Source organism: Ligilactobacillus sp. Marseille-Q7487 (assembly GCF_949152225.1).
Classification (GTDB): Bacteria; Bacillota; Bacilli; order Lactobacillales; family Lactobacillaceae; genus Ligilactobacillus.
Genome location: NZ_CASCJC010000001.1, coordinates 1,658,219 through 1,671,266, shown reverse-complemented (window position 1 = coordinate 1,671,266; position 13,048 = coordinate 1,658,219). Strand labels below are relative to the sequence as shown.

Annotated in this window: 12 protein-coding genes; 11 read left to right on the top strand and 1 reads right to left on the bottom strand. The window is 36.4% G+C overall.

Annotation, left to right across the window (positions count from 1 at the left end; all coding sequences use genetic code 11):
- The first annotated feature begins 2 nt into the window (after positions 1-2).
- From QM017_RS08260 to QM017_RS08225, 8 genes are all read left to right on the top strand, one after another.
- A complete protein-coding gene (locus tag QM017_RS08260; protein WP_178196230.1) occupies positions 3-923 on the top strand; it encodes a carbohydrate ABC transporter permease in 921 nt (306 codons plus the stop codon).
- Positions 924-990: 67 nt separating this feature from the next.
- Entirely contained in the window at positions 991-2,460 is a 1,470-nt protein-coding gene (locus tag QM017_RS08255) for an ABC transporter substrate-binding protein (protein WP_282709461.1), read from the top strand.
- 105 nt (positions 2,461-2,565) lie between these two features.
- Positions 2,566-3,171, top strand: a complete 606-nt coding sequence (locus QM017_RS08250) for a DUF624 domain-containing protein (RefSeq protein ID WP_178196234.1) — start codon at positions 2,566-2,568, stop codon at positions 3,169-3,171.
- The gene (locus QM017_RS08245) at positions 3,138-4,853 is read left to right on the top strand and encodes a histidine kinase (RefSeq protein ID WP_282709460.1); all 1,716 of its coding nucleotides are present in this window, start codon (positions 3,138-3,140) and stop codon (positions 4,851-4,853) included. Before QM017_RS08250 ends, QM017_RS08245 begins: the two co-directional genes overlap by 34 nt.
- Positions 4,854-4,855: 2 nt before the next feature.
- Positions 4,856-6,322, top strand: a complete 1,467-nt coding sequence (locus QM017_RS08240; RefSeq protein ID WP_282709459.1) for a response regulator — start codon at positions 4,856-4,858, stop codon at positions 6,320-6,322.
- The gene (locus QM017_RS08235) at positions 6,322-7,182 is read left to right on the top strand and encodes a helix-turn-helix domain-containing protein (RefSeq protein ID WP_282709458.1); all 861 of its coding nucleotides are present in this window, start codon (positions 6,322-6,324) and stop codon (positions 7,180-7,182) included. The genes QM017_RS08240 and QM017_RS08235 overlap by 1 nt, the downstream gene beginning before the upstream one ends.
- Positions 7,183-7,229: 47 nt before the next feature.
- Complete coding sequence (gene manA / locus QM017_RS08230; RefSeq protein WP_282709457.1) at positions 7,230-8,192, top strand: mannose-6-phosphate isomerase, class I; 963 nt, start codon at positions 7,230-7,232, stop codon at positions 8,190-8,192.
- A gap of 216 nt (positions 8,193-8,408) precedes the next feature.
- Entirely contained in the window at positions 8,409-9,089 is a 681-nt protein-coding gene (locus QM017_RS08225; RefSeq protein WP_282709456.1) for an IS6-like element IS1216 family transposase, read from the top strand.
- Between the two features lie 254 nt (positions 9,090-9,343).
- Here the strand turns inward: QM017_RS08225 and tet(L) are convergent, their stop codons facing one another.
- Positions 9,344-10,720, bottom strand: coding sequence for a tetracycline efflux MFS transporter Tet(L) (gene tet(L) / locus QM017_RS08220; protein WP_178197151.1), 1,377 nt, complete (start codon positions 10,718-10,720; stop codon positions 9,344-9,346).
- Positions 10,721-10,949: 229 nt separating this feature from the next.
- Here tet(L) and QM017_RS08215 point away from each other — a divergent pair, with 229 nt between their 5' ends.
- Genes QM017_RS08215 through QM017_RS08205 form a run of 3 tightly spaced genes read left to right on the top strand, consistent with a single transcriptional unit; the run spans position 10,950 to position 13,044 of the window.
- Positions 10,950-11,630 (top strand): IS6-like element IS1216 family transposase, encoded by a 681-nt coding sequence (locus tag QM017_RS08215; protein WP_282709455.1) that lies wholly within the window; start codon positions 10,950-10,952, stop codon positions 11,628-11,630.
- 41 nt (positions 11,631-11,671) lie between these two features.
- Positions 11,672-12,151: a transposase gene (locus QM017_RS08210; protein ID WP_349238484.1), complete on the top strand. Its 480-nt coding sequence runs from the start codon at positions 11,672-11,674 to the stop codon at positions 12,149-12,151.
- A gap of 2 nt (positions 12,152-12,153) precedes the next feature.
- On the top strand, positions 12,154-13,044 hold the full coding sequence (locus QM017_RS08205) for an IS3 family transposase (protein ID WP_282709453.1): 891 nt from the start codon (positions 12,154-12,156) through the stop codon (positions 13,042-13,044).
- The last annotated feature ends 4 nt before the right edge of the window (positions 13,045-13,048 follow it).

Genomic DNA, 13,048 nt, shown 5'->3' with positions numbered 1-13,048 from the left:
AATTGCGTAAGAAAAAACACATTTCAGCGGTCGATATTCGTAGTTTTAGTGCGGGACCTAACTTTTGCTTTAACGTGCTTTTAGCAATTTTTGCCTTAAGTTGTATCGTACCGTTTTTCTTCATCATTATTTTGTCGTTAACAAATGAAACCGATATTACTAAGTATGGTTATCAATTCTGGCCAAAACATTGGACGCTTGCAAGTTATCAATACTTGTCTTCTATGGGGACACAAGTTTTGCGTAGTTTAGGCGTGACAGTCTTTGTAACCGTTGTTGGAACGATTATGAACAGTTTGTTTAGTTCGACATATGCTTATGCGATTTCACGACGTGACTTTGCTTATGCGCGTTTCTTTACGATTTTTGCTTTGATTTCAATGCTTTTTGCACCAGGTATGGTACCTACTTACTTGGTTGTAACTCAAATGCTTGGTTTGCGCGATAATGTATGGGCTTTGATTTTACCAATGTGTTTTGGGGTTTATAACGTGTTGATCATGCGGACATACTTTAAGACTTCGATTCCAGAATCGATTCTAGAATCCGCACGAATTGATGGTGCAACAGAACTTAAGATCTTTAGAAGTATCGTTGTTCCTTTGGCAATTCCAGGGATTGCTACAATTAGTTTGTTTACTTGTTTGGGCTATTGGAACGACTGGTTTAACGCTATGTTGTATACAACCAACGAAAATGTTATGCCATTACAATATTTGTTGGTTCGGATTCAAAACAATATCCAAATGCTTACACAACAAATGCAACAAGGTGGTTCAACTATCGCTGCTGGTCAACAAGTACCAACTGAAGGTATGCGGTTTGCGATCGTTGTGGTTGCAACCTTACCAATCGCTTTAACCTATCCATTCTTCCAAAAGTACTTCGTCAAAGGTATGACTATTGGTGGGGTTAAAGGTTAGTTATTTTAATTTACGGTAATAATTTTTAATTATTTCAAATTATATTTTTTATGGAGGGACTTCTCATATGAAAAAATGGGGAAAAGTTCTTACTTTTGCAACAGTTGCTATGAGTGCTTTAACTTTAGCAGCCTGCGGAAGCAAGGGGAGCAGTTCGAGTGACTCGGACAAAACAGTTGTTTCGATGTATATGCCAGGTGATAAGCCAAAGAACTATTCGGCTATGATTAAAGCAGCCAATAAAGAAATCCAAAAAACTTATCCTAAGATTGAATTGGATATGAAATTTATCGGCTGGGGTGAATATGCACAAAAATTCTCAGTTATGGTGACATCTGGTGATGACTATGATTTGGCATTCTCACAAGATTACACAACTAACGCACAAAAAGGCGCTTATGCTGATATGACTGATATGTTAAAGACAACAGCTAAGAAAGCCTATGAAAAAGTTGATCCAGCTTACTGGAAAGGTTTAACCGTTAACGGCAAGATTTATGGTTTCCCAATTAACGCTAACGTTTATGCCCAAAATACAATCGCATTCAACAATACATTCTTGAAGAAATATAACTTAGATCCAAGCAACGTTAAGTCCTATGATGACTTAGAACCATTATTGGCAGCTTTCCATAAAGAAAACCCTAGCGTGGCAGCATTTGCTATTGGTCAAGGCTTCAAAGCTAGCCCACGTGCAATGGAATTCCCATTAGGAAACAGCTTACCATTTGTTGTTGATTCTGATGGTAAAGATACAAAAGTTAAAAATGTTTATGATACACCAGAAATGCAACATATTTTAGAAACCTTGCATAGCTACTACTTGAAAGGCTACATTCCTCAAGATGCTGCAACTTCAAGTACACAATACAACTTGCAAGATAACACTTGGTTCACTCGTCAAGAAACAGTTGGACCATACGATTATGGCAACACAGCATTGAACAACTCTGCTGGTCAAAAAGATAAGATTGTGACAGAACCAATCACAGATGCATACAAGAGTGAAGCTCAAGCTCAAGTTGCTATCTGGACAATTTCTAAGACTTCTAAACACAAGAAAGAAGCTATGCAAGTTTTGAACTTGTTAAACACAGATCCTAAGTTGTTAAACAACATCGTTTGGGGCTTACAAGGGCAACAATGGAACTTTACAGATAAAGCAGCTGGTAAGATTAAGACAACTAACAAGTATAAAGCAGGCTACTTTATCGGTGCTTGGATGATGGGTAACAACGATATCTTATACACACAAGATACAATTACACCACAACAAATCCAAGAACGTAAAGATAACATTGCAAATGCTAAAGAATCTGCAGCTTTAGGCTTTGTGCCTGATACTTCAAAAGTTAAGACAGAAATTACTAACATTTCAAATGTTATGAGTAAATACTCTGATATCTTAAACACCGGTACCGCAGATCCAATTCCTACAATTGAAAAGATGGATAAAGAACTCAAAGGCGCTGGTTTCGACAAGGTACAAAAGACCTTACAAGAACAATACGATAAGTTCTTAGCTGACAAGAAATAATGAATGCGACAAAATCGCCTTGCAAAAATTGCTGGGCGATTTTTGTGTTATAATTTAGGCGATATATTAGAAAATATGATTATGTTTTAGAGAGGAAGAAAGACTATGTTAGCAAGCGTGATGCAAAATGTTTTTGTCAAAATCTATGTGATTTTGCGCCTTAACTTGATTTTTTGGTTGTTTACCTTGATAGGAGGGGTTGTTTTAGGAATAGGGCCTGCCTTACGGACCGTAACTGAACAATTTATGGATAACCGCTATGAATATCAAGCTTACCATTTTAAGGATGCTTGGCAAACTTACAAAAAATATTTCGTGGTGGCCAATCTTCACTTTTATTTGTTTGCAGTAGTCTTTTTTATCTTGATATATAACTTGTATTTAAGCCTACAAATCAGACAAGCGTGGATCTTATTTGTACAATTTATCTTAGTCTTTGCCTTGGTTTTAACCTTTGTTTCGGCAGCTTTTACACTAGATTTGCTTAGTCGTTACGATACGAATTTAAAATCGGCCTTAAAATTGGCGTTAGGTCATTTTTTTGCAGACTTTAAAGACTTATTAGTGTATTTAATTGGAATCGTCGTGTTGGTGGTTGTTACCAAATTATGGCCGGGCTTTATTTTGTTTATTACGATTGCAACTTTTATTGTTTGGACGGATTGGAGCTCACGTAAATGGCATCAAAAAATAGATCAAATGATAGATTAAAATTTAGTTTTCAACGCTTGATGATCTTATACATGGTGTTGTTAATTGTAGTCATGAGTAGTATTACGGCTATCTTGATGGCCAACAACGTTAAGCAATACTTTATCAATCGCAAACAAGCCGAGATTTTAGCACGTAACTGTGTCAGCGAAATGATCGAACGTTATCGGGCAACGACCAATGAATACGGGGAGTATTTATCGTCTGATGTCGATTTTTTAAGTAATCTAGAACAATACTTCCAATTGGATACACCAACTTATGCGCAATATACAATCGATCAAAGTATAAAGACCGGCAAGTACTTTAGTTGGGAACGTGAAACAACGAGTTATTTGATTAAACATCCAGAAATCGCACGCCTTGAATTGCGTTTGACCAATATGGATGCAACCTTTGTAGCGACACAAAAAAATCGCAGCGGCTATGTGATTAACAATCGCACTTTACCAACCAAAAACTCCTTTACTTGTGCCTTAATTAACCCGCAGACGCTAGGGGTAGTTGGTACAATTGAGTTGGAATTTAAAACGCAAGATTTATTGCGACAATTAGGACAGATTAATAGCCAAGCGCATATGCAAATCGTGGTGTTAAACGATGAAGGGCGCATGTTATTGCACTATGATGATCCGATGGTTACCAAAAAAGAGCGCCAAGAAGTAAAACGTGCAATCAGCGATGATAAGTTTAATCTTTTGAAGGGTTATTCCATTCAAACCGACTATTTGAGTGGTAATTATCAGATGTCAATTTTGTTTAGTAATTCAGGTAGCGAGCGTGTGTTGTTTGGACGCTTGGTTCCGATTGCTTTGCTTGGATTATTAGTGCTGATTTTCTTATTGGTGATGCTACAAGTGACTTTTAAGACTTATCAAAGGCAGCTGTTAGCAATCTTAGATACGATGAAAAAAGTTAGTCACGGTGATTTGAAAGCACGGATTAATCAAAGTGAAAAATATACAGACTTAAACGAGTTGGTTATAGGAATTAATTATATGTTAGATGAGATTGATCGATATGTGTATACGATTTATCAACTGCAAATTGAACAACAAGATGCACACATGAAGGCCTTGCGCTCACAAATCAATCCGCATTTTATGGCTAATACATTAGAATACATTCGAATGGCGGCGTTAGATGCGGGACAATATGAATTAGCCAAAGTAATCTATAGTTTTTCAGCGCTGTTGCAAAATAATATCGATCAAGCACAGGTGACAAGTTTTGGTTCTGAGTTAAAGTTTATCGATAAATATATTTACCTATATCAAACGCGTTATCCAGATCGCTTGGCGTACCAAATTAAAATAGATGATGATTTAAAAGGAATTGAATTGCCTAAGTTTACGCTCCAACCATTAGTGGAAAACTACTTTGTTCATGGCGTTGATTTTAGTCGAAGTGATAATGTGATTTCGATTAAAGCATACCGAAAAGATGAGTACGTCTACATTGAAATCATCAACAATGGACGACCTTTAACCCAAGAACAGCTAGCCACCCTTAACGTGCGGATGTTAGATAAGTTGAGTGGTGAAAAGCGCAAGTCGATAGGTTTGCAAAATGTTTATGCACGTGCGCAAAATTATTTTGGTCCAAGCTTTAACATGCGCTTGCAAGGTAATATTTATGGCGGAGTAACGGTTGTTTTACGCTTTAAACCTAAGGAGGATTGAACATGAAAGTAGTATTAGTCGATGATGAATACATGATTTTGCGCGGTTTACCTAAGTTGATTGCGCTGACAGACTTAGATTTAACAGTCGAAATGACCTTTCAAAATCCTCTCGAAGCCTTAGAGTATTTGCGTAAAAATCATGTGGATATCTTGATTTCTGATATGAATATGTTAGAGATGAAAGGACCTGAATTTTTGCAAAAGGTCAATCAAATTCAACCTGGAATTGCCTTGATTGTATTATCAGGTTATGCAGATTTCGAGTATGTCAAGGCAGGTATTCAACAAGGGGCAATCGATTATTTACGTAAACCAGTTGATCCAGATGAACTAAAAGAAACGCTTGAAGTTGCCATCAAAAAGGTAACAAAGCAACAACAAAATCAAACCAATGCTAATATGGCTAAAGGGGTACGTTTAAGAGAATTATTAACGCTTGAAAAAGCTTATCAAAAAGAAAATCTCTTAGCAAATTTAGGATTACAAACAACAGATAGCATGTATTTATTGGCTGTTTTGAATCCGATTCCAGTTGAGTTGTTGTTAGATCATCTCGAAAATATTCCAGAAGTTTGCGGTTGTTTTAAAGAAAAAAGAGACGTCTTGTTTTTATTTGTAGGCAAGCGCTCCCGTTTGAATCAATTTTTACATGAATTACCTGTCAAAGTTTCGCCACTGTATCGTCCAGTAATCGTTAGTAGCAAGATGGATGATCCAGCCTTGCTGTTTAGAGCTTATGGGGAAATCATGGCAGAAATTGGCCGCCAGTACTTTTTTGAATCGTCTCATGGCTTGACGATGCTTGAAGAAGGTAAGGTTACCCAAATCATGGCTGTAATTCCTAAATTCAGTAAGCTAAAAGAAGCAATTGCACAATTAAAAGATGTCGAAGATTTCAAGCAATGGCTTAATTTACAGTTAAATGATTTGAAAAAACAACATGTGACAGTTGCTTTGGTACGTCAGTATGCGCTACTTGTAGCCTTAGCCTTACGGGAAAGTAGTATTCGCTATAGCTTGACTGCGCCTGAAAATGTTGCGGTCATTAATTCTGCCAAGACGATCGGTGAAATTGAGGCGGTCTTGGCTAACGTCCAAATTGATGGAACAAGAGGAGTAGTCAAGCGGTATTCATTTAACATTACCCGCGTACTGGAGATAATTGAAAAAGATTATTCACAACCCTTGACTTTGATTGATATTGCAGACAAACTACATCTTAATTCGGTTTATTTAGGTGCATTATTTAAACAAGAAGTAGGGGCTAGTTTTGCCAAGTATTTAAATGAGTGGCGAATTGCTCAAGCGATTGAACTTTTACAAAAGACCGATGAAGACATCAATCAAATCGCAGTTCAGGTTGGCTATCAAAACTCAAGTTACTTTTTTAGGATATTTAAGCAACATACAAAAATGTCGCCTAAAGAATATCGTGCGATGACCAATACTGCAAGAAAGATGGGATGATGGAAATGCTGACAACTAAGATTAAAGAACTCTATCCACAGGCTTTAAAAAGTCAAGCTCCGTTGAGTAGTGAAGAGTTCTTGAATTTATATTTAGAAGAGCAATGGTTATGTATTCCTAAAAAAGATTTAACATTAAAAGAACAAGCACTTTTAAAACTTTGGCTAAAAGAGCAAAAACGTCAAGTTAAAGTAGAACCATGGCAAGCTTATCTTAGTGAGTTGAGTTCCCAAGTGCCACTTGATGAAGGTGAAGTTAGATTTATTCTCTATCAAGTTCAAGTCGGGGTGGATTTTAAGTTTACCGATTGGACTACTGCTTTTGCCGAGATGTTTACCGTTCCTGTTTTAGCCAATGTGATGTTAACGCCAAATAGTGGTGTCATCGTGGAAAAAAGGGCTAACTATAACTATAATGTTGCTGATTTTAAGGGAATCTGGGAGACTTTGGCCTTAGATTTTGATGCCAAAGGACAAATATATGTGGGTGAGTTTAATGATGTTGCTATACTTAAAAATGATTTGCGGCAAGTTTTCAATGAAGAACAACAAATTTTTAAGGCCAGCCAACGCGGTGGTGTCAGCACGCTAGCAACGACAGCCTTGCGTTATTTTGGAAAAGAAAGAGCACAAAAAAGTCTGGTTTTAAGACCCTTAAAACAACAAATTAGTGAACAAAAGAACTTACGTGAATTAATTGTTGCGTTGTATCAAGCACAAGGAAATATGACTTTAGCAGCTAAAAAACTTTATGTTCATCGCAATACGTTGCAATATCAAGTAGAAAAATTTGAAAAAAGTAGTGGTCTTAATTTAAAGAACATGGATGACCTAGTATTATGTTACCTAGTCGTGTTATGATAGGTAGCGGATGAGTAAGTATAATATGATTTAAGGAGAGTATTATTATGAGCGAACCAATGTTTTTAGAACCTGTTTTCCAAGAAAAAATTTGGGGAGGAGATCGTTTGCATAGCGAATTTGGCTATGATATTCCAAGCGATCACACCGGTGAATGCTGGGCAATTTCAGCCCACAAACACGGTCCAGCCAAAGTGCAAAATGGACCTTATGCAGGTATGACGTTAGATGAAGTCTGGGCTAAGCATCGTGAAGTCTTTGGCAATGCGAGTGGAGATGTTTTTCCATTGTTAACTAAGATTTTGGATGCGAAAGAAGATTTATCTGTCCAAGTTCATCCTGATGATGCTTATGCTATGGAACATGAACATGAATTAGGTAAAACGGAATGCTGGTATGTCATTAAAGCTGATGAAGGTAGCGAGATGATTTATGGGCATCATGCTAAGAGTAAAGAAGAATTGGCTGAAATGATTGCCAAAGGTAAATGGGATCAATTATTACGCCGTGTTCCAGTTAAAGCTGGTGATTTCTTATATGTTCCAAGTGGTACGATTCATGCTATTGGCAAAGGAATCATGGTTTTAGAAACGCAACAAAGTAGTGATACAACTTATCGAGTTTATGATTTTGATCGCGTTGATCAAACAACAGGTCAAAAACGTGAATTGCACATTCAACAATCCTTAGATTGCACCAATGTGCCACATGTTGATCCAAAACTTGATATTCAAAAGACTAAAGTTGATGATGCGACAGTTACAACTTATGTCAAGACAGATTTCTTTGAAGTGTATGAATGGGATGTCGCAGGTAAAGCTCATTTCACACGTGATGATGCTTTATATACTTTAGTTTCAGTTTTAGATGGTCAAGGAACCATCACGGTTGAAGATCAAGTTTACCCAATTCAAAAAGGTGTGCATTTCATCTTGCCATTTGCTGTAAAAGAATGGACACTTGACGGTGAGTTACAAATCATCGCATCGCAACCAGGTAAGAAAGCCTAAAATATTATACTAAAAAGACTAGTTAGTGAAGTGCCTTACAATTGTTAGACAAAGTCTAGCGATTGTGAGGTGCTTTTTTCGTATGACTAAATATACTTAAAAATTCAAATTAGATCTTATTCAAGAATACCTAGATACTGGCGGTTCTGTTGCAAAGTTTTAAATCTACTATCAAATAAGGTAGAATAATAGAAAAAGATAGCAGGAGGAATGACGATGAATCATTTTAAAGGAAAGCAATTTCAGCAGGATGTGATTATTGTAGCCATGGGCTACTATCTTCGTTATAACCTTAGCTATCGTGAAGTTCAAGAAATCTTATATGATCGTGGCATTAACGTTTCTCATACGACGATTTATCGTTGGGTGCAAGAATATGGCAAACTACTCTATCAAATTTGGAAAAAGAAAAATAAAAAATCCTTTTATTCATGGAAAATGGATGAAACGTACATCAAAATTAAAGGAAAATGGCATTATTTGTATCGAGCCATCGATGCAGATGGTTTAACCTTGGATATTTGGTTACGTAAAAAACGGGACACAAAAGCAGCCTATGCTTTTCTTAAGCGGTTAGTGAAGCAGTTTGATGAACCGAAGGTTGTAGTCACAGATAAAGCCCCCTCTATTACAAGTGCCTTTAAGAAACTAAAAGAATACGGCTTTTATCAAGGGACAGAACATCGTACCATTAAATACCTGAATAATTTGATTGAACAAGACCATCGTCCAGTAAAGAGACGCAATAAATTCTATCGAAGTTTACGCACTGCCTCTACCACGATTAAAGGCATGGAAGCCATTCGAGGATTATATAAGAAAACCCGAAAAGAAGGCACTCTCTTCGGGTTTTCGGTCTGTACTGAAATCAAGGTATTATTGGGAATCCCAGCTTAAATCATAGATACCGTAAGGGATTTTATTCTTTATTTAAAACTTTGCAACAGAACCTCAGCAAGAATAAAATTTTTATTGTCTTTCGGTTTTCTAGTGTAACGGACAAAACCACTCAAAATAAAAAAGATACAAGAGAGGTCTCTCGTATCTTTTATTCAGCAATCGCGCCCTTTAATGGAACAAAAAGATTTGAATTCCTGTTATAAAAAAAGGATCAATTTTGAACTCTCTCCCAAAGTTGATCCCTTAACGATTTAGAAATCCCTTTGAGAATGTTTATATACATTCAAGGTAACCAGCCAACTAATGACAATGATTCCTGAAAAAAGTAATAACAAATTACTATACAGATAAGTTGACTGATCAACTTCCATAGGTAACAACCTTTGATCAAGTAAGGGTATGGATAATAAACCACCTACAATTGCAATACCTGTTCCCTCTGATAAAAAGCTGGTAAAGTTAAGCAAACTCATTCCAGCACCAGCTTCCTGCTGTTTCAAGCTACTTGAAACAATTGTTGATATAACTGTTTTGGTGAACGAAAGCCCACCTAAAACAAATACGATTATAATTGTCATGAACCATGATGTTGTTTCTAAAAGAAAGGAAGCAGTTAAAAAGCTAACAGAAATAAATGTAACTCCGATGTTTAACACGTATAAAGGACCTCTTCTATCAACAAGTATCCCACCAATGTAGCCGAAAATAATGACACTCATTGTTCCAGGGAAAATAATTACACTTCCGATTTCGGCAGTACTTAGCTGGTAAACATCTTTCATCATATAAGGAACCATAGAGACAAACCCTGCTACTGTTCCAAATATAATTCCCCCACAAAGAACTCCAATCATAAAAGGTATATTTTTCCCTAATCCGGGATCAACAAAAGGATCTGTTACTTTCCTGATATGTTTTACAAATATCAGGAATGACAGCACGCTAACGATAAGAAAAGAAATGCTATATGATGTTGTAAACAACATAAAAAATACAATGCCTACAGACATTAGTATAATTCCTTTGATATCAAAATGACCTTTTATCCTTACTTCTTTCTTTAATAATTTCATAAGAAACGGAACAGTGATAATTGTTATCATAGGAATGAGTAGAAGATAGGACCAATGAATATAATGGGCTATCATTCCACCAATCGCTGGACCGACTCCTTCTCCCATGGCTACTATCGATCCAATAAGACCAAATGCTTTACCCCTATTTTCCTTTGGAATATAGCGCGCAACTACAACCATTACGAGTGCTGGAAATGCAGCTGCACCAGCCCCTTGAATAAAACGAGCCATAATAAGTAAGGAAAAGAAAGAATGGCCAACAAACCCAATTAACGCCCCGAAACAATTTATTATAATTCCAAATAGGAGTAACCTTTTGATGCCTAATTGATCAGATAGCTTTCCATATACAGCTGTTCCAATGGAAAAGGTTAACATAAAGGCTGTGTTCACCCAGTTTGTACTCGCAGGTGGTTTATTAAAATCATTTGCAATATCAGGTAATGAGACGTTCAAAACCATTTCATTTAATACGCTAAAAAAAGATAAAATGCAAAGCCAAATTAAAATTTGGTTGTGTCGTAAATTCGATTGTGAATAGGATGTATTCACATTTCACCCTCCAATAATGAGGGCAGACGTAGTTTATAGGGTTAATGATACGCTTCCCTCTTTTAATTGAACCCTGTTACATTAATTACACTTCATAATTAATTCCTCCTAAACTTGATTAAAACATTTTACCACATATAAACTAAGTTTTAAATGGTTCTGTTGCAAAGTTTTAAATCTACTATCAAATAAGGTAGAATAATAGAAAAAGATAGCAGGAGGAATGACGATGAATCATTTTAAAGGAAAGCAATTTCAGCAGGATGTGATTATTGTAGCCGTGGGCTACTATCTTCGTTATAACCTTAGCTATCGTGAAGTTCAAGAAATCTTATATGATCGTGGCATTAACGTTTCTCATACGACGATTTATCGTTGGGTGCAAGAATATGGCAAACTACTCTATCAAATTTGGAAAAAGAAAAATAAAAAATCCTTTTATTCATGGAAAATGGATGAAACGTACATCAAAATTAAAGGAAAATGGCATTATTTGTATCGAGCCATCGATGCAGATGGTTTAACCTTGGATATTTGGTTACGTAAAAAACGGGACACAAAAGCAGCCTATGCTTTTCTTAAGCGGTTAGTGAAGCAGTTTGATGAACCGAAGGTTGTAGTCACAGATAAAGCCCCCTCTATTACAAGTGCCTTTAAGAAACTAAAAGAATACGGCTTTTATCAAGGGACAGAACATCGTACCATTAAATACCTGAATAATTTGATTGAACAAGACCATCGTCCAGTAAAGAGACGCAATAAATTCTATCGAAGTTTACGCACTGCCTCTACCACGATTAAAGGCATGGAAGCCATTCGAGGATTATATAAGAAAACCCGAAAAGAAGGCACTCTCTTCGGGTTTTCGGTCTGTACTGAAATCAAGGTATTATTGGGAATCCCAGCTTAAATCATAGATACCGTAAGGGATTTTATTCTTTATTTAAAACTTTGCAACAGAACCATACTGGCTGTTCACAACGATGTCTAGAAAATAAATATTCTTTACCAAAGGATACCTTAAAAAAATGGTGGACTGTATACAATTTAAAAGGACCCGAAGGGTTGAAATTACGACATTTCAAACGTAAATTTACTGTTGATTTTAAACTTCGTGTGATAAACTACTACCTAAATAATGATGTTTCAATGTCCAAAGTGGCGGCTCCCCATAATCTTTTGTGTTCACAGATATCTATCTGGTTGAAGTTGTTTATGGAAGGTGGATCTGAGGCCTTGAAATCCAAGAAGAAAGGTAGGCCAAGTAAGATGTCAAAAATGACAAAGAAGGATGCACGTAAAATTTTAAAAAAGGAAAGTAATGAAATTGCGGCACTAAAGAGTGAATTACGTCAAACCAAAATGGAGCGTGATATCTTAAAAAAATCGTTGATCCTGTTCGGACCCTCAAAGCTAAGGAGAAAACAATAATTGTGGATCAGATCAGGGTTGAACAACAAAACTTGCCAAAAAAGGAGCGATATGGGATTGGTGAGCTTCTAAAAATGATTGACTTGAAGCGACCAACTTATTACGACGAACGCAAACGTATCATCAATAAAAATGATAAGTATGCTGATGTTAAGGTGGTAATCAAGGAAATAGCGGAAAAAGGTAAATGGAGAGGTTCTTACACATACGGCTATCGCCGTATAATGCCACTTCTTGAGAAAGCTGGATATCACATGGCTGAAGCTGCTTTACGTCGCTTAATGAACGAATTAGGTGTACAACCAGCTATGTATAATCGCCGTAAAAATAATCACTATTCTTCTTATAAAGGTACAGTTGGTAAGGATAACTTGTTAAACCAAACATTTGATGCTACATCCCCTTTTACTGTTCTCCATACGGATGTTTCACAAGTACGTTTGGGTGATTCGACCTGGGCTTACATGTCAGTCATTTTAGATCAAGCTACCAAAGAAGTTTTAGCCGCTTCTGTTAGCCAAAGCTCAAATAAACTGTTGATTATGGATACATTAAGTCAGCTTGAGGATAACCTCCCCAATAACTTTAATCCAATTATCCATTCTAATCAAGGATGGCACTACCAATTAGACTATTATCGTGAAAAGATTGATTCATTAGGTTTAATTCAAAGTATGTCCCGCAAGGGAAACTGCCTAGATAACGCTCCAATGGAAAGTTTTTTCCATCTTTTTAAAGTTGAATCACAGCCTGAAATAAAGAAGTGTAAGAATATTTCTCAGTTCACACAGTTCTTTAACAAGTATGTCAATTGGTACAATAATGACCGAATTTCCAATAAAACAAAAAACATGAGTCCGGTTGATTACCGAACCCATGTCTTAGTTGCTTAAAAAT